General features: G+C 46.7%; 16 protein-coding genes. 10 read left to right on the top strand and 6 right to left on the bottom strand.

What is annotated here, in order from left to right:
* From ACNKW2_RS13170 to ACNKW2_RS13155, 4 genes are all read left to right on the top strand, one after another.
* Nucleotides 1-2,679: a methyl-accepting chemotaxis protein gene (locus tag ACNKW2_RS13170; protein WP_419148997.1), complete on the top strand. Its 2,679-nt coding sequence runs from the start codon at nucleotides 1-3 to the stop codon at nucleotides 2,677-2,679.
* Nucleotides 2,680-2,840: 161 nt separating this feature from the next.
* Nucleotides 2,841-3,671 carry a CheR family methyltransferase gene (locus ACNKW2_RS13165; RefSeq protein ID WP_419148984.1) on the top strand — a complete coding sequence of 277 codons (831 nt, stop codon included), beginning with the start codon at nucleotides 2,841-2,843 and terminating at the stop codon, nucleotides 3,669-3,671.
* The gene (gene cheD / locus ACNKW2_RS13160; RefSeq protein WP_336568410.1) at nucleotides 3,658-4,272 is read left to right on the top strand and encodes a chemoreceptor glutamine deamidase CheD; all 615 of its coding nucleotides are present in this window, start codon (nucleotides 3,658-3,660) and stop codon (nucleotides 4,270-4,272) included. The genes ACNKW2_RS13165 and cheD overlap by 14 nt, the downstream gene beginning before the upstream one ends.
* Before the next feature lie 81 nt (nucleotides 4,273-4,353).
* Entirely contained in the window at nucleotides 4,354-5,379 is a 1,026-nt protein-coding gene (locus tag ACNKW2_RS13155) for a protein-glutamate methylesterase/protein-glutamine glutaminase (protein ID WP_419148983.1), read from the top strand.
* Between the two features lie 16 nt (nucleotides 5,380-5,395).
* Here the strand turns inward: ACNKW2_RS13155 and ACNKW2_RS13150 are convergent, their stop codons facing one another.
* Complete coding sequence (locus tag ACNKW2_RS13150) at nucleotides 5,396-6,439, bottom strand: polysaccharide deacetylase family protein (protein WP_419148982.1); 1,044 nt, start codon at nucleotides 6,437-6,439, stop codon at nucleotides 5,396-5,398.
* On the opposite strand from ACNKW2_RS13150, the gene dinF reads away from it, so the two are divergent.
* Nucleotides 6,404-7,735, top strand: a complete 1,332-nt coding sequence (dinF, locus tag ACNKW2_RS13145) for an MATE family efflux transporter DinF (RefSeq protein ID WP_419148996.1) — start codon at nucleotides 6,404-6,406, stop codon at nucleotides 7,733-7,735. The two genes, ACNKW2_RS13150 and dinF, sit on opposite strands and share 36 nt — an antisense overlap.
* Here the strand turns inward: dinF and ACNKW2_RS13140 are convergent.
* Both ACNKW2_RS13140 and nfuA read right to left on the bottom strand, forming a co-directional pair.
* On the bottom strand, nucleotides 7,732-8,013 hold the full coding sequence (locus ACNKW2_RS13140) for a hypothetical protein (RefSeq protein WP_336568414.1): 282 nt from the start codon (nucleotides 8,011-8,013) through the stop codon (nucleotides 7,732-7,734). The genes dinF and ACNKW2_RS13140 overlap by 4 nt on opposite strands.
* Nucleotides 8,014-8,016: 3 nt before the next feature.
* Complete coding sequence (nfuA, locus tag ACNKW2_RS13135; protein ID WP_336568416.1) at nucleotides 8,017-8,592, bottom strand: Fe-S biogenesis protein NfuA; 576 nt, start codon at nucleotides 8,590-8,592, stop codon at nucleotides 8,017-8,019.
* A gap of 145 nt (nucleotides 8,593-8,737) precedes the next feature.
* Here nfuA and ACNKW2_RS13130 point away from each other — a divergent pair, with 145 nt between their 5' ends.
* Nucleotides 8,738-11,266, top strand: a complete 2,529-nt coding sequence (locus ACNKW2_RS13130) for a M14 metallopeptidase family protein (protein ID WP_419148980.1) — start codon at nucleotides 8,738-8,740, stop codon at nucleotides 11,264-11,266.
* Here the strand turns inward: ACNKW2_RS13130 and ACNKW2_RS13125 are convergent.
* Nucleotides 11,263-11,940: a ComF family protein gene (locus tag ACNKW2_RS13125; protein ID WP_419148979.1), complete on the bottom strand. Its 678-nt coding sequence runs from the start codon at nucleotides 11,938-11,940 to the stop codon at nucleotides 11,263-11,265. The two genes, ACNKW2_RS13130 and ACNKW2_RS13125, sit on opposite strands and share 4 nt — an antisense overlap.
* Before the next feature lie 58 nt (nucleotides 11,941-11,998).
* Here ACNKW2_RS13125 and bioH point away from each other — a divergent pair, with 58 nt between their 5' ends.
* From bioH to ACNKW2_RS13110, 3 genes are all read left to right on the top strand, one after another.
* Nucleotides 11,999-12,736, top strand: coding sequence for a pimeloyl-ACP methyl ester esterase BioH (gene bioH, locus ACNKW2_RS13120; protein WP_419148978.1), 738 nt, complete (start codon nucleotides 11,999-12,001; stop codon nucleotides 12,734-12,736).
* 105 nt (nucleotides 12,737-12,841) lie between these two features.
* A complete protein-coding gene (locus tag ACNKW2_RS13115) occupies nucleotides 12,842-13,150 on the top strand; it encodes a hypothetical protein (RefSeq protein WP_419148977.1) in 309 nt (102 codons plus the stop codon).
* Nucleotides 13,150-14,034: a putative metalloprotease CJM1_0395 family protein gene (locus tag ACNKW2_RS13110; RefSeq protein ID WP_419148976.1), complete on the top strand. Its 885-nt coding sequence runs from the start codon at nucleotides 13,150-13,152 to the stop codon at nucleotides 14,032-14,034. Before ACNKW2_RS13115 ends, ACNKW2_RS13110 begins: the two co-directional genes overlap by 1 nt.
* A 111-nt stretch (nucleotides 14,035-14,145) precedes the next feature.
* Here the strand turns inward: ACNKW2_RS13110 and ACNKW2_RS13105 are convergent, their stop codons facing one another.
* Nucleotides 14,146-16,458: a Tex family protein gene (locus tag ACNKW2_RS13105; RefSeq protein ID WP_419148975.1), complete on the bottom strand. Its 2,313-nt coding sequence runs from the start codon at nucleotides 16,456-16,458 to the stop codon at nucleotides 14,146-14,148.
* A gap of 110 nt (nucleotides 16,459-16,568) precedes the next feature.
* Nucleotides 16,569-17,054: a transcription elongation factor GreB gene (gene greB, locus ACNKW2_RS13100; protein ID WP_419148974.1), complete on the bottom strand. Its 486-nt coding sequence runs from the start codon at nucleotides 17,052-17,054 to the stop codon at nucleotides 16,569-16,571.
* A gap of 197 nt (nucleotides 17,055-17,251) precedes the next feature.
* Here greB and ompR point away from each other — a divergent pair, with 197 nt between their 5' ends.
* On the top strand, nucleotides 17,252-17,971 hold the full coding sequence (gene ompR, locus ACNKW2_RS13095; protein WP_336568427.1) for an osmolarity response regulator transcription factor OmpR: 720 nt from the start codon (nucleotides 17,252-17,254) through the stop codon (nucleotides 17,969-17,971).

The raw sequence follows: 17,971 nt of genomic DNA, 5'->3' as shown, positions 1-17,971 counted from the left end.
ATGAGCGAGCAAGCGTTAGCAAGTCAATTAAATAATAGGATACTCATAGCGGGGGCCATCATTATTGCTGGGCTTGCAATCAGTATGCAAATGCTAAACATAAATATGTCTGCACAGGTTTATGTGGCGTTGGTCATTGCTGCGGTAAGCGTAATTGTCGCGATTTTATTGATGAAGCAAGGCGCGAACGCATTGCTAGAAAAGCTTCGCGATATGGAGGCCATTGCTCCGGCAATTGCAAACAAAGATGCTGACTTATTACGCGCCAGCGGTGTTTCTGAACACAGTAATTTATATCGTGCTGTGGCTGAGTTAATCAATGGCAAAGAAGACGCGCATGAGCACAGCCATAGTCTGTTATTGGCATTACAGGTTTGTCAGGCCAATATCATGCTGGCCGACGAGTCATTAAACATTGTATACATGAATGACTCTGTCATTCGTATGCTGCAAAAAAATGAAGCCAAGCTACAACAAGATTTACCGAACTTTTCAGTGAATAACTTAATTGGCCAGAATATTGATGCCTTTCATAAAAACCCCAGTCACCAACGCGGTTTATTAGCCAATCTTAGCCGTCCTTATACCACCAAAATCAAAGTGGCAGGGCTTACTTTCGACTTAATTGCCACTCCTGTATTTGGTGATGATGGTCAGCGCCTTGCAACCTTGGTGGAGTGGAAAGATCTAACCCGTGAATTAAAAATGGAGCAAGAGCGGGCTGAGCTTGAAAGCTTCAACGCCAAAATTACTAATGCATTAGACGTTTGTCAGGCCAATGTAATGCTAGCTGATGAAAACCTGAACATAATATACGTCAATGAATCCGTTGTAGAAATGCTAAAAGATAAACAAGCGCAACTGCGTGAATCTTTACCTAACTTCTCTGCCGATAACTTGGTGGGTAAATGCATTGACGAGTTTCATGTGAATCCGACTCATCAACGTAATTTACTCAGTAAACTAAATGACGTATACAAAACCGACATAAAAGTTGCCGGTTTCACCTTTGGTCTTATTGCCACCCCAGTTTTCAATGACAACCATGAGCGTATTGGTATTGTGGTTGAGTGGGACGATAAAACGGAACGGTTAGAAAAAGAGCGTAAAGAAAAGCGCAAAGCGTCGGAGAACTTATGGGTGCGCAGAGCGCTTGATAATGTCTCAACCAACACCATGATTGCCAATGCCGATTATGACATCGTGTACGTTAATGAAGCATTGCAAGAAATGATGGATGATGCGGAGCAAGATATTCGTAAAAGCCTGCCCAAGTTTGACAGCAAGAAGCTGATTGGTAGTAGTATCGATGACTTCCACAAAAACCCTAATCATCAGCGTAGCCTGCTATCACGTTTAGACAGTGAATATGAAACTGAAATCAAAGTAGGTAAACGCACCTTTGGCTTGGTCGCCAATCCCATTTTAAATGGCGACAATGAGCGAGTTGGTTTCGTGGTTGAGTGGGAAGATAGAACCAAAGAAATCGCCATTGAAAAAGAAGTGAATGATTTAGTTCAGGCAGCCAACCGTGGTGATCTTACGGCAAGGCTTTCAGAAGAGGGCAAAGATGGCTTTTACTTACGTTTGGTTAAAGGCCTTAATAGCTTAGTTGAAACCGTCGATGAGACCGTCACAGACATGGGCGATATGCTCGATTCACTGGCAACCGGTAACCTTACACGGCGAATTGATGGTGACTACCAAGGGGCTTATGAGCGTCTCAAGCGCGATGCCAATACGACTGCGGACAAGTTAACCGAAGTCTTGGGTCGTATTCGTACGTCGGCCAATTTAGTTGCCAGTGGCGCGGAAGAAATTTCACAAGGAAATGCGGATCTTAGTCAGCGCACCGAAGAGCAAGCATCGTCACTAGAAGAAACCGCTTCTAGCATGGAGCAAATGACCAGCACCGTGAAGCAAAATGCCGATAATGCCAAAACAGCCAATGAACTCGCTGAGGATACCTGCGATAAGGCCATTAAAGGTGGTGAAGTGGTCACTCGAGCTGTCGCAAGTATGTCTGAGATTAATGAATCCAGTAAGAAAATCTCAGATATTATTGGTGTCATTGATGAAATTGCGTTCCAAACAAACTTGCTGGCTCTGAATGCCGCTGTAGAAGCTGCCAGAGCTGGTGAACAAGGGCGTGGTTTTGCCGTTGTTGCCGGAGAGGTACGAAACTTAGCGCAGCGTTCAGCCGGTGCGGCGAAAGAAATCAAAGACTTGATCCGTGATAGTGTCGGTAAAGTTGAAGATGGTACCTTACTTGTAAATGAATCGGGAGAAACCTTGAAAGGGATCGTTGACTCAGTGAAACGAGTAACCAATATGATCTCCGATATTGCTGAAGCATCCATTGAACAAAGTTCAGGCATTGAGCAAGTTAATAAAGCGGTATCGCAAATGGATGAAATGACACAGCAAAATGCTGCGCTGGTGGAGGAAGCCTCTGCTGCAGGTGAGTCGATGGCAGAACAAGCCAATGATATGCGCAGATTACTCAACTTCTTTACTTTAGGTGACTCGCAACAACCGCAAAGTGTTATTGAGCAACCCAGTAGCTTCTCTGCACCGGAAAAGCAGCTGCCGAAGCAGAGCTCAACGACGCAAAAATCGGCAGCGCCTTCTCGCGCTAATCAGTTTGCTAACGACTCAGAGGAGTGGGAGGAGTTTTAGTCTTGAGGTCCATATCCGGTGAGGTATTAAGGCAGTAATGATGGCGGCGATATGCCGCCTTGTCTACTTAATACCCTAATAATAGTGTTAGCAGTGGCTCAGAACTGCTGCGATGTCAAAAGCGCCTATCTTTTATATCAGTAACTGAAGGTTTAAGCCCTATGCGAGAGTTTTTATTAACAGACGCAGACTTTGCCACCATCTCGGCCCGAGTTTACAAGGCCTGTGGCATTGTGCTTGGGCCTCATAAAAAAGAGATGGTTCACTCTCGTCTTGCTCGGCGAATTAGAGCCAATAATTTGGACTCCTTTGGGGCTTATTTACGTTATTTAGATGAACATGAAAGTACTGAATTTAGTCATTTTATTAATGCCATAACGACTAACTTAACCTCCTTCTTTCGTGAAAATCATCACTTTGAGTTTTTGGCTCAACAGGCGGTGCCAGAAATCATGGCGCGGCATAAACATGATAGAAGGGTCAGAATTTGGTCTGCTGGCTGCTCCACAGGCGAGGAGCCTTATAGTATTGCAATGACCATAGCCAATGCCTTTCCCAATGGTTGGGATGTCAAAATACTGGCCACGGATCTGGACTCCAATGTACTGACAAAAGCCAGTGCCGGAGAATACACCGCCCAGAATGTGACGGGGCTTGACGACGAAGTAAAGCACAAATGGTTTCTGAAAAGTGCTGATGGCAATCTCTATAAGACCAAACCGAAACTGCAAAGCTTGGTGCACTTTAAGCGTCTAAACCTGTTGGAGCCGTGGCCAATGAAGGGGCCATTTGACGTTATATTTTGTCGTAACGTATTAATTTATTTTGATAAAGAAACCAAAGATAAACTGTTTAGAAATTACCATAAAATGTTGGTGCCCGACGGCTATCTGTTAATTGGTCACTCGGAAACCATGGGAAAAGAACATTTCGAATTTCGTAACTTGGGTAAGACGATTTATCAGAAGGGCCCGTTAAATGAGAGAGTTTAAACCTGTTCTTGGCGGCTTCGAGCATGTAAAACGGTTTTGGGATTCAGGCCGTGCCAAAGTGGTGGCCAAGGTGCTGCCGGGAGAGTTTTACGTCTCGAAGCAAGATGAGCTAATCTCAACCGTGTTGGGCTCTTGTATTGCTGCTTGTGTGTATGATGAAAGGCTGGGTATTGGTGGTATGAATCACTTTATGTTGCCAGGGTTAAAAGCGGTGAAAGAGGTCCACGCCGATGACCTGAATTGTCGCTATGGTAACTGGGCCATGGAGTATTTGATCAACGAAGTATTAAAAAATGGCGCAGCGCGAAGTAACCTTAAAATTAAGTTATTTGGTGGTGGTAAGATTATTAGCTCGATGACCGACATTGGAGAGGGCAATATTCGTTTTGCTCAAGCTTACGTTGAAGAAGAAAGTCTGCGGCTGGTGTCACAAGATGTTGGCGGGCCTTGGCCACGCAAAGTGGTGTTCCATCCGCAAAGTGGTCGGGCACAAGTGAAAAAGTTACGACAGATGCACAATAATACCATTGAGCAGCGTGAAGTGCGTTATCTTCACGATATTGAAGAGCAAGACAACAAGACGGATATTGAGCTATTTTAGTGCTAGGGGGGATTTCATGACCTTTGAGCTGATAACAAACCCATTGAGTTCGGCAAGAGCCGATTATATAGAGTGCCAGTCATGATAAAAGTACTGATTGTGGATGATTCGCCATTAATTAGGAGCTTGCTAAAAGAAATTTTAGGCCAAGCCAATGGTATTGAGGTTGTTGGTACTGCTGAGGATCCTTTCCAAGCCAGGGAGCTGATTAAGTCAACCAACCCAGATGTCCTGACCTTGGATATTGAAATGCCAAAAATGAATGGCATTAGTTTCTTAAAAAACCTGATGCGATTACGACCAATGCCTGTGGTGATGATTTCAACATTAACCCAAGAGGGCTCACCTGCAACCATAGAAGCATTGGAGCTCGGTGCGGTAGACTTTATTTCTAAGCCCACCAGTAATGTTGCCGACACCATGATGTCGTATGCCGATATTTTGGTTAAAAAGGTCCGAGTAGCAGCAACGGCTAGAGTCAGAACTTTCAGGCCACCTAAACAAGCTGAGATCCCTGTTGCTGATAAGCTGTCTTTCTCACGCACAACCGTATTTGCCATTGGCGCTTCCACTGGTGGTACTGAAGCGATCCGTGAAGTGCTAATGAAGCTACCCACTCACGCTCCCCCTGTGGTTATTACGCAACACATACCGCCGGTATTTAGTGCGTCATTTGCGCTGCGTATGGACCGCACCTGTGCTGTCGCCGTTAAAGAAGCAGAAGAGAGCGATGTGTTAAAACCAGGGCACGTTTATATTGCTCCTGGAGGGCGCCACTTAAGTGTGAAGCAAAAAGCAGGCAGTTACGTTTGTAGTCTCAGTGATGGTGAGCCGGTTAACCGCCATAAGCCGTCGGTGGAAGTTTTGTTTAATTCACTGTTGCCAGTTGCTAAACACGTTTGTGCGGTGATGCTAACGGGCATGGGCAGTGACGGTGCCAAAGCAATGCTGAGCTTACGTGAAGCGGGGGCAAAAACATTGGCACAAGATGAGCTGACCAGTGTTGTTTGGGGCATGCCCAAAGCCGCATTTGAGCTCAGGGCAACCGATACCTTAATTCCGCTTGGTCGCATGACCGAAGCGATGATCAACGCGGTTAAGAAGTAACCTTAACCGCGGACGGTTACTTCACTATCACCCAAGGCTGTGAGAACCAGTGGTAGCGGCCAGGCTCTGATATCGAAGGGGCCGTGCAGTTATAGCGCGAACGGCCCAATGGCAAAGCTTTGGGAGTGGTGATCTGAACTTGCTGCTCATTTACCCAGTTGATATCGGCTTGGCCCACACCAGAAACAAAACAAGCAAACTGACTCGAGTGAAAGTCTTGCTGGTTAAAATGCAGCGTTATCTGCGGTTGCTTATTGCTGGTGACACTGTTGTCGTATGCCATTTCTGCAATGGCAAAGGCTTTGGTGTCTAGTTTCACCTTCAGAGTATCAAGCTTGCTATAATTTCCAGAAGCAGGAAACCGGGGTAAGCGAGTAAAGTCTGATGTTGGGCCAACCGCACCGGAGTGTTGACCAATCCCAATGATGCCCAGTTCAGATACTAACTTTCGTAGCGCCTGATTAAACTCGCCATAAGGGTAAGCCAAGTAAGGGTAATCATGGCCTATCTCCGCTTTTATTCGTGCTTGCGACCAAGTAATATCTTGGCTGATCCGCTCACGCCATTGTGCTTGCGTTTCACCCTCTTGCTTGCGGTGTAAATAGTCATGCTGAGCGCTATGGTTCGCAATGGTCGCGCCTTTTTTTGCCACTTCTCTTAATTCTTGCCAGCTCATCACATAGCTTTTTTGCTCATCGATGAGTTTAGGGTTAACAAAAATAGTGTAGGGGTAACCAAACGACTCTAAAATGGGGGCCGCCGCACTGAGGTTATTTTTGTAACCGTCGTCAAAAGTAATGGCAACGGTTTTTGCTGGTAATGATTGCCCAGACTGCAGAGCAGATAACATCTCAGGCAAGGCAATTACCGAATAGTTATTGTCTTTTAAGTAGTTAAGGTGAGCTGTAAAAGTGTCCTCACTGACACTGGTTACGGCAGGGAGTTTTTCACTGACGTGATGATACTGTAAGATCACCGCACTCCAGACATTCGTTGAGAATAGGGCTAAGCCAAAAATAGTATGATGTATCAGTTTCTTAAGTGTCATAAAGCGCAACATGTGAGCCTCTTACTGCTTGCAGGTCCAATGATACTATCAAATATTACCGTGCCTTTGTTAGGTTTAGTTGATACTGCCGTGATTGGTCATATGGATCAAGCACACTATTTAGCAGGGATAGCATTAGGGTCGAGCTCCATCTCAGTGCTGTTTTGGCTGGCTAGCTTTTTACGAATGAGCACCACTGGGGTAATTGCTCAAGCCCATGGTCAACAAGACAGTGCCGCACTGGCACGGGCATTACTAACGAGTATTTTAATAGCGCTAATGTTTGCGGTTACGTTAATTGCTCTGTCACCGTTACTTATTAGTGTTATGGCGCAGCTATCAGACTCATCCAGCGAAGTGCTTGAGCAAGCCGAACGTTACTTTCAGATCCGAGTCTTCAGTGCCCCAGCAGCCATGGTTAACTTGGTTTTACTAGGTTTTATGCTGGGAATGCATTACGGCCGTGGGCCATTTTACCTCGTGCTGTTTACCAACTGCATTAATATTGCTCTGGATATTTTATTTGTGGTTGGCTTTGATTGGGGAGTCGCAGGCGCAGCCTGGGCTTCCTTGATTGCCGATTATGCAGCTCTGGGATTGGCCTGTTATTTAACACTGCAGGTTGCCAAAAAACAGCAGCTTAGTCTCACTCTGAAATGGCCGTCACGTGCGCAGTGGCTTAGCCTGCTTTCGTTAAACCGTGATATCTTTATTCGCTCGTTGATATTGCAGCTGTGTTTTAGCTTTATGACGTTTTATGGGGCTAGGCTGGGTGAAACGACCTTGGCTGCCAATTCAGTCTTGTTAAACTTCTTAATGCTGGTGAGCTTTGCACTGGATGGCATAGCTTATGCGGCGGAAGCCAAAGTAGGAAAAGCAAAAGGTGAGCAGGATGTCTCACAGTTGCACATGTGGGTGAAAATAAGCCTGTTTTGGGGCACGGCTTTTGCGCTGCTGTATTGCTTATTGTTTATCTTTGCTGGTGGCTTCATTATTCGCTTACTCACCAGTATTCCTGCTGTTATCCAGCATGCAGAAACCTTCTTACCTTGGTTGATGGTGTTGCCTTTGGTAGCTATGGCGTGCTTTCTATTTGATGGCGTGTTCGTCGGTTTAACGCGCGCGGCGGCAATGCGAAATAGCATGGTGATTGCGGCATTGTGTGGTTTTTTCTTGCCTTTGTGGTTGGCGCGTGAGTTTGATAACCATGGCTTATGGTTAGCAATGAGTTGCTTTATGGCAATGCGGGGGCTGACTTTAGCGCTGATCTATCTACGTTTATATCGAATGCAGCGGTTGCTGGATTAATTGCTGTCGAAAGGATCGTTTTGCTTAAGTGCTTGACGGCGTTGCTCTCGTGCCTCGATGACTTGTGAAAAACGGTTGGCAAAAATGCCTAAGTAGCCGTAAAAAGCACACCCTAAGCCAGGCACTAATACAATTAACCCAACCAGTTGTAACCAGTGAGTTTGACGGTAGCCAAAGTAAATAAGCGCTGCAGCAGTAATGACGAGGGCGAGACCACTTAAAAAGAATTTAAGGCTTCGCTTAGGGTGAGACCCTAAGCGATAAATGGTGGCTTTCATTGCTTAATAGTAAGAATGCTCACCGCGTGAGTGCTCAGTAATATCACGAACACCGGTGATTTCATCAAACTTAGCGATCATTTCTTTTTCAATGCCATCTTTTAAGGTGACATCAATCATAGAACAACCATTACAGCCGCCGCCAAATTGTAATACTGCAACACCTTCCGAGGTGATCTCGACTAAACTTACTTGACCACCATGATTCGCTAGTTGCGGATTAACCTCAGTCACTAACATGTGTTCAACACGCTCTTCTAGACTGGCATCGTCACGCAGCTTACGGGCTTTGGCATTAGGTGCTTTAAGGGTCAATTGACTGCCCATTTTATCGGTGACAAAGTCGATATCGGCTTCTTCTAAGAAAGGGGCGCTCTCTTCGTCAACCACAGCTTCAAAGCCATTAAATGGCAAGCGAATGTCGCTTTCTTCAACGGCATCGGCTGGGCAGTATGATACGCCACATTCTGCTTGAGCTGTGCCTGGGTTTACAACGAATACTCTGATATTGGTGCCGTCAGCCTGATCGGCTAGTAGCTTGGCGAAATGGCTTTGGGCAGATTCTGAAATACGGATCATAACTTGCTCTATACTTGACTAAATTACTCGGTTAATCGTTATCATACTCTCCTCATCGTGTTGTCGCCAGTGTTCAACGTAAAAATTTGGTAATTTCCGGTGTACTTGGTAGCGTCAAAAGTATACAAAATTAAAGGAAATCAATATGCGCTTAATCGTTAGCTTTTTACTATTGTTGAGTTGCGTGGTGCAAGCCAAGCCACTCGACTATTACTTTGATGATGAAGTTCAGTTTGACCCCGCGATCACTACGCCTGAGCAGGCGTTTGGTTATCAAGTGGGAGATTGGCATTTGCGCCATGGTCAAATTGTACAATATTTGCAAACCCTTGCTGCGCAAAGCCCGAGACTCAGTATCGAAACCATAGGCTACAGCCACGAACAGCGCCCTCTGGTTTTATTGCGAGCCACCTCGAGCAAGCAGCAAACCCAGCTGGAACAAATTCGCCAACAGCACATTACCTCGTTAAGCTCAGAGCAAGCACGAACTGAGCAGCCTTTGGTGATGTGGATGGGTTACAGTGTGCACGGCAATGAATCTTCAGGCAGTAATGCTGCGGTGTTAATTGCCTATTATCTTGCTGCAGCACAGGGCAAAGCCATTGATGCCTTGCTGGATAATGCCGTGATATTACTCGATCCCGCGCTTAACCCAGATGGCTTGTCTCGCTTTGCCACTTGGGCCAACAGCAATCGCAGTAAGTCGGTATCTACCGATCCGGCTCACCGTGAACACAATGAATCATGGCCATCGAGTCGCACCAATCATTATCTGTTTGATTTAAACCGTGACTGGCTATTGTTGCAGCACCCTGAATCACGAGCCCGGATTAAGGCATTTCATCACTGGAAGCCGAATGTGTTAACGGATTTCCATGAGATGGGCCCTAACAGCACTTATTTCTTCCAACCTGGGATCCCGTCACGCACGCACCCTATTACTCCGCAGCAAAACGTGACCTTAACCAATACCATTGGCCAGTTTCATGCTGATGCCTTAGACGCTCAAGGCAAACTTTACTTTACTCAAGAAAGTTTCGATGACTTTTATTATGGCAAGGGCTCGACTTATCCCGACGTTAACGGTGCGGTGGGAATTTTATTTGAACAAGCCAGCAGCCGAGGTCACCAACAAGAAACCCAATATGGTGTGTTAACCTTTCCAGAAACAATAAAAAATCAGGTGACGACCAGTCTTTCTACCTTTAAAGCTGGCTTAGCCAACAAAAAAGCATTATTAGATTATCAGCAAAACTTTTATGCCAAGGCGACAGAGCTTGGTAGTAAAGATGATAACTATGGCTTTGTGGTGGCGAAAGGCAACGATGCCTATCGCTTTGATGCTTTTAAATCGCTACTGCAGCAGCATGATATTAACGTGCAGTACTTAACTAAGAGCAAAGAAATCAAAGATGGTGAGTATCACCAAGGCGACCTTTTTGTGCCACTGGCGCAACCGCAATACCGTTTAATTAAAGCGTTATTTAGTACCCAAACCAATTTTGCCGATAACACCTTTTATGATGTTTCTGGTTGGACGTTACCTTATGCCTTTGATCTAAATTTTGCTGCAGTAGAAAGCAGCTGGGGTATTGAGGTAAGTGATGTATTACCAAGCAAGGCCATCGCGAGTTTACCTCCAAGTCCAGGAAAATATGCTTATGCTATTGATTGGCAGCACTATTTAGCACCACAGCTAGCCAATAGACTGTTGCAACAAGGGGTAAAAGTCGCCGCGGCGATGTCACCATTTACCGCCAAAACAACAGCCAGCGAGCGTGACTTTGCTGCTGGCACGCTGGTGGTTGCTCGTGGTATTCAGGATAACCCAGAGTGGTTTGAGCTACTTACTTCGACTGCACAAGAGCTTAATATTCCTGTGCATGGAATTACTTCAGGTCTCACCACTGATGGAATAGACTTTGGCTCACGCCAAATGCTGCAGCTTAAAGCCCCTCAGGTACTTATTGTTGGTGGTGAAGGGGTAAGCCAATACGAAGTCGGCGAGCTATGGTATCACCTCGACCGCCATGTGGCTTTGGCACCGAGTATTATCGAAAAAAGCGACTTAGCAGCGGTGGATCTATCCCGTTACAGTCATATTTTGTTGGCGAATGGTAACTATAAGGATCTCAGTGACAAAGCCAAGACGCAGCTGCATAGCTGGGTCGCTAAAGGTGGGGTGATCTGGGGTCAAAAACGTGGTGCTCAGTGGCTAATTGAGCAGCAGCTATTAGACGCTAAAATGGTATCGCGTAATGAAATGCGTGAACAATTTACTAGCCAAGGGTTACGGTTTGCTGATCGCGATAGCCTAGCGGCACGACAGCGCATTGCCGGTGCTATCTTTGATGCTCGTTTAGACTTAACTCATCCGTTAGCTTATGGCTTTGCAGATAGTCAGTTGCCGGTGTTCAAAAATAGCACTTGGCTTATGTACTCTGATGGCAAGCCCTTTATTGAGGCGCTGTCATATACCAAAGCCCCCCTGCTTGCAGGCTATGCCGATAAGACCAATGTTTCGCAAATTGCTGACAGTTCCGTCTTAATTGCCACTAAGGCAGGCAAGGGCGTTGCCATCGGAATGACAGATAACCCGGTGTTTAGAGGGTTCTGGTATGGCTCTAGCCGACTGCTGAGTAATACGCTGTTCTTTGCTAAGGCCACACGTTAATTTTTTGCTTGATATGGTGTGAGGCATAGCGCCATTGCCCACACCATATCAGCTCCTCCTTCCTTACAGGTTTTGGCGGCTGAGTCTATGGTCGCCCCAGTGGTGATAACATCGTCGATCAAGACTATTTTTTTACCTTGCAGTGGCTGGTTAAGTGAAAACGCAGCCGTTACATTTTGTTGTCGCTGAGCTAAGCTCAAACGGCTTTGCGGTCGTGTTTTTTTATCTCGTCGTAAAACACTGGGTTGTAATGGCAAACATTTAAAAGCCTGCTCAACTTGGTTGTAGCCGCGCTGAATTAAACGCTGTGGATGCAAGGGTAAACAACAAACAATGTCCGCTGTAATAGGTGCCTCATCACAAAATCGCAGCCATAACCTTTGTGCCAGCGCCGTCAAAGCCAATTGGCAATGCTTTTGTTGCTGAAACTTCATCCCCTTTAGCCATTGGCTTTGTGGCAGCTGATACCAGCATGCTGCGGTTAAGCCATCGCAATGGGGTATTGCAACGATACGTTCAACATCTGGGTGTTGAATAAGATTGATATGGTAGTCGGAAAAAGCCTGCAGCTGCTCAGTGCAAGAAGAACACAATTGTGCCCCCAACACAGGCAGAGTACAGCATAAACAACGTCGCGAGTGCCAACGCTCAAGCAGGTGAGATAATAACGTCATTGCTTTCCATCCTTGGTTAGCTATCATTGCCCTCAAGTTTGGTAGAGAGACGTAAAAAATGCAAAAACAGCTGGTTTTCCTCCATGGCTGGGGGATGAACAAGGCCGTCTGGCAATTATGTCAGCAAACGCTGGCAACAGATAAATCATTGCAAATACAAGCACTGAATTTACCAGGTTTTGGTGGCGAGGCGCTCCCCACCAGTGGCTTTTCAATCACAGCTTGCGCAGAGCAACTGGCTGAGCAATTGCCAGACCACAGTATTTTAGCCGGTTGGTCGTTAGGAGGGCTATTTGCTCTCTACTTAGCGCATCATTACCCCCATAAAGTGAGTAAGGTGGTGCTGGTATGCGCCTCTCCTTATTTTTGTCAAAGTAGCGAGTGGCCTGGAATTAAGCCCGATGTGTTGGCAAACTTTGCTACCCAGCTACAGCGAGATAGTAATAAAACCATAGAGCGTTTTTTGGCGATCCAAGCCATGGGAAGTGAACACGCTAGAGAAGACATTAAGCAGTTACGGCAATTGCTCGCGAGCTTGCCAGCACCACAGCAACAAGCGCTTGCTGGTGGACTTAACATGTTACAGTCATTAGACCTAAGAGTGGTTTTTAGTGAATTAAAGCAGCCTGTGGCAGGGGTTTTTGGACGCTTAGACTCTTTGGTGCCGGCTGCGGTCGTCGACGATATGCACAAGCTTAACGCAAACTTTCGCGCTCACGTCATGGCGAAAGCCTCACACGCGCCGTTTATTTCGCATAAAGATGATTTTATATCGCTTCTAAAAACAATTATTTAGTGCCTAATATAAGTAAAAGCGGCAAAAAATTGCCGCTTTTACTTTCTTTTCTTGCTTGGTTGCGCAATAATTAGTCAATAAGTGTAACTGTATCTAGGTGGTACTATGCCAATAGGTGATGTATTAAATAACGGTATTGACGGCTATAACCGCGCTGCGCAGGGCATTGCCCAAGCCAGTGCAGATATTAACCGTGCCGCGGTTGAGCAACAAAGCGCAGATGAAAGGGCTTCTCAACGCCAGTTACAAGCAGCAAGCAGTGATGAAGCCACAACTGCACCAGTGAGTGAAACGCCAAGTTTGACTGAATCTGTGGTGGCATTAAAAGTTGAAGAGTTTAATGCTAAAGCCAATGTTCAGACCATACGTACGGCTGACGAAGCACTGGGAACGTTAATTGATATCAAAGTGTAATGAACATTGTAACGCCCCCGCCGGCGATGAACCTCAACACTGCCAACGTGTACACCGAAACCGCTGTACGCGACAACCAGCTACGCGAAGTTATACCTAAACCCGCGCCCAGCAACCCTACGTTTGCAGAAAATAAAAACTCCACGGATGCCGATAAAGGTCGTTTCGCTAATGCCGACGAGGCCAAGGTATACGATGCCACCGGTAAGGCCGAGCAAGATAAATCGGTAAATGCGAAAAACGAAGGCGAACAAGAGCAGGGTCAGCAGCAGGAAAAGAGCGAGCAGGAGCAGCAACAGGCAGAGCAAGACGAGCAAGTAGTTCAGGAGCTCAAAGCCCGAGACCGTGAAGTGCGCCAACATGAGCAAGCTCATGCTAGAGTGGGAGGGCAATATGCTGGCTCCCCCAGCTATGAGTATCAACGCGGTCCTGATGGCAACAACTACGCCATTGGCGGTGAGGTAATGATTGATGTTGGACCCATCGAAGGCGACCCAAAAGCCACCATTGAAAAAATGCAAACCGTAAGAGCGGCTGCTTTGGCTCCTGCTGAGCCCTCTGGTGCTGACCGCGCGATTGCCGCGGATGCCACTCAGAAGCTGTCAAGCGCCCAAGCAGAGCTTGCCAAGCAATCGATCAGTGGTGAAGAGCAAGACAAACCAAAGCGGGTGCAGAGCATTCAAACGCGACGTTTGAGTGGTGAGCAAGCAGCAGCCGAGAGCGAAGGTGAGCAGGCTAAGCTAAAGCAAGATGCGGATCCGCATGCCATTGCCATGCCCATTGAACCCGATCCTGAAATTCAAGCCAGAGCGTTACGGATCTCTGACTTCTATTATCAAGTAGCGGCACCGAATAAACCGGCGTCGCTTTCCGTAGAAATTTAACCGGAGCAGCGGCTTTTCCTCCGCGAGTCGCTACATAGCAACGAGTTAAAACCCCAACAACCGAAAAGCGCGACGTTAGCCGCGCTTTTCTTTGCTTGTTTTATACCAGTGCTATTTTTTCAATTTTGCAAAGGCTTCGGCGAACGCGTTCCCCATGGCAGCATTGCCATTATCGCGAGACTTTTGCTTAGCCGCTTTATTACCTTGTTTACCTTTGGCCGGTTTCTGGTTGGGTTTGTGCGATGCCGCTGGATTAACTTCGTCATGCAGTCGCATGGTAAAGCTGATGCGTTTACGGGGTACGTCAACCTCAATAACTTTTACTTTAACAATATCACCTGCCTTAACCACATCTCGAGGATCAGAGATAAACTTATCGGTGAGTGCCGAAATATGGACGAGACCATCTTGGTGGACGCCAACGTCTACGAACGCGCCAAAGTTTGCCACATTCGATACTACGCCCTCTAGCACCATTCCCACTTTTAGGTCATTGATAGTCTCAACGCCAGCTTTGAATTGCGCTGTTTTGAACTCAGGACGCGGGTCGCGGCCAGGTTTATCGAGCTCTTTGATGATGTCATTAACGGTAGGCAAGCCAAACTTATCGGTAACATAGTCATTGGCAACCAGTGCATTTAACACCTCTGAGTTACCTAGTATGCCAGACACGGCAATATTCTGCTTTTCACACATGGCTTTTACCACCGGGTAGGCTTCAGGGTGCACTGCTGAAGCATCCAGCGGATCGCTGCCATTGCTAATACGCAAGAAACCAGCGGCTTGCTCAAAGGCCTTAGGACCCAGTCTTTCGACTTTCTTTAGTGCCTTGCGGTTTGCAAATGAGCCGTGCTCATCACGGTATTTCACAATGTTACTGGCTAATGTTTTGTTTAAACCCGACACGCGAGTAAGCAAAGGAACAGAAGCGGTGTTCACGTCAACACCTACTGAGTTCACACAATCCTCAACAACTGCAGTCAGTGATTGCCCTAATTGACTCTGTGAAACATCATGTTGGTATTGCCCTACGCCAATAGACTTAGGTTCAATCTTAACCAGCTCAGCCAGAGGGTCTTGCAGTCTTCTGGCGATCGATACGGCACCGCGTAAAGAGACATCAAGATCTGGAAACTCATTGGCGGCAAACTCAGACGCCGAATACACCGACGCTCCGGCTTCACTGACCATGACTTTGTTTAATTTAAGCTCAGCGGCATTTTTCAATAGTTCAGCGGCCAATTTATCGGTTTCACGCGAAGCAGTACCATTGCCGATAGCAATCAGCTCGACTTTATATTGGCGACACATTTGTTCAAGTGTCTTCAGTGATTTATCCCACTGATTTTGCGGTGCATGAGGGTGGATAGTACTGGTTGCTACCAGCTTTCCTGTGGCATCGACAATGGCAACCTTGCAGCCTGTACGTAGTCCAGGGTCTATACCCATGGTCACCTTTGCACCAGCTGGTGCGGCCATCAGCAGGTCTTTTAAGTTTTTGGCAAAGACATCAATGGCATCGCGCTCTGCACGTTCACGCATGGCGGCCAAAAACTCGTTTTCGAGGTGTAAGGCGATCTTAATTTTCCAAGCCCATTGTACTACGCTCATTAACCAGTCACTGGCCGCACAACCTGATACCGCAAGTTGGTAGTGATCCGCAATCATTTGAGCACAAAACTGCGCCGCATCCTGAGCACTGGGTTCTGGATTGATGTTAAGCTGCAGTACGCCTTCATTGCGCGCTCTGAGCATAGCCAAAGCGCGATGCGAAGGCACTTTGCTTAATAATTCGTTGTGTTCAAAATAATCACGGTACTTGTTGCCACTCTCTTCTTTGCCTGCAACCACTTTGGCTTCGAGTTGGGCGTTAAGTTTTAAGTGCTGACGGAGCTTGGCTAATAATTTAGCGTCTTCGGCAAAACGCTCCATCAGGATAAACTTAGCACCATCCAAGGCCGCTTTGCTGTCTGCAACTCCGGCATCGGCGTTAACAAAAGCTAAAGCCTGCTGTTCCGGGTTAAGATTAGGATCGGCAAACAAGGCATCCGCCAGCGGCTCAAGCCCTGCTTCAATGGCGATTTGGCCCTTGGTGCGGCGCTTGGGTTTGTAGGGTAAGTACAAGTCTTCAAGCTCAGTTTTACTCTCTGCAGCATTGATCTCAGCGCTCAGCTCGCTACTCAGTTTGCCCTGCTCATCAATGGTTTTAAGAATAAATTCACGGCGCTCATCCAGCTCACGTAAATAGCTTAGGCGCTGTTCTAGCAAACGCAGCTGTGTGTCGTCTAAGCCACCCGTTACTTCTTTACGGTAGCGGGCAATAAATGGCACTGTGGCCCCTTCGTCTAGCAAGGTAACAGCAGCGGTTACTTGTTGCTCTTTAGCATTCAATTCCGTTGCTAAACGTTGTGCGATATTGCTCATGCAAAATCCTTATAATCTCTTATAACTGTTTTATGGCCGTGTGGCACTAACCTAACCTGATGAGGCTGGCTTACCAAGGTGCCGCGAGCTAATTACTGGCTAATATAGTATCACTGATCTGTGTCGCTACGATATTCGATTTGATTGATAAACCAAAGTCGTTCGCCTTGTGGAGAGCGGACGACGACTTCATCATCGACCTGTTTACCTAACAGCGCCCTTGCCATTGGGGCATCGATGGAGATGTAGTCGTTGCGGTCATAAATTTCATCAGGACCAACAATGCGAAATTGTCGCACTTCGCCGGCTTCACTTTCCACTTCAACCCAAGCACCAAAAAAGACTTTGCCTTCTTGCTGACGATCGTAGGCGACCACTTTCAGCTCAGGTAAACGCTTACGCAAAAAGCGCACTCGGCGGTCGATTTGCCGCAGTAGGCGTTTATTGAAGGTGTAATCGGCGTTTTCAGAGCGATCGCCTAGGCTGGCTGCCCAATTCACAATTTTGGTGATTTCAGGGCGCTTTTCAAACCATAAGTGGTCATGCTCTTGCTGCAACTGACGATAACCTTCTGGGGTGATTAAATTTGTCTTCATAAGGCCATGGTTGGTGTTAAATGTCTTGTAATGTTCGGTAACAATCTAGTATCAATGTATGGTGTCTAAAGTAGTGAAATTCAATTATATTTAAGAATAATAATATTACCATGCTGAAAGTATGCACAGCGGTTACTTAATTTACGCTGTAACAGCAAGCTAATCACTTTTTCAGACTTATAAATAGAAGAAAGTAAATGGGAAACGAAACCACTAAAGTACTAGTTGTTGATGATGATATGCGCTTACGCAGTTTGCTTGAACGTTACTTGGTTGAGCAAGGGTTCATTGTCAGAAGCGCCGCCAATTCCGAGCAAATGGATCGCTTAATTGAGCGAGAGAATTTCCACCTAATGGTACTCGACCTGATGCTTCCGGGCGAAGACGGTTTATCGATTTGTCGTCGTCTGAGGCAAAAAGAAAATGAAATCCCCATTGTTATGCTGACCGCCAAAGGCGATGAAGTGGATAGAATCATCGGTTTGGAGTTAGGGGCGGATGATTATATTCCTAAGCCTTTCAACCCCAGGGAGTTATTGGCACGGATTAAAGCAATATTGCGCCGTCGCGCCAAAGAGGTCCCAGGGGCTCCCGCGGCGGAAGAAAACGAAGTCAGTTTTGGTGACTTCACACTCAACTTGGCAACCCGAGAAATGCAACACGGTGATGAGACGATTTCGCTCACCAGTGGTGAGTTCGCGGTGCTTAAAGCATTGGTTAGCCACCCTCGAGAGCCGCTCAGCCGTGATAAGTTGATGAACTTAGCGCGAGGCCGTGATTACAGTGCGCTGGAGCGCAGCATTGATGTTCAAGTGTCGCGCTTACGCCGGATGATTGAGGACGATGCCGCCAATCCACGTTATATTCAAACCGTGTGGGGTTTGGGATACGTTTTTGTACCCGATGGCGTGAAGTAG

Source organism: Pseudoalteromonas 'SMAR', assembly GCF_048515945.1.
Taxonomy (GTDB): domain Bacteria; phylum Pseudomonadota; class Gammaproteobacteria; order Enterobacterales; family Alteromonadaceae; genus Pseudoalteromonas.
This window is presented reverse-complemented; position numbering and strand designations above follow the sequence as displayed.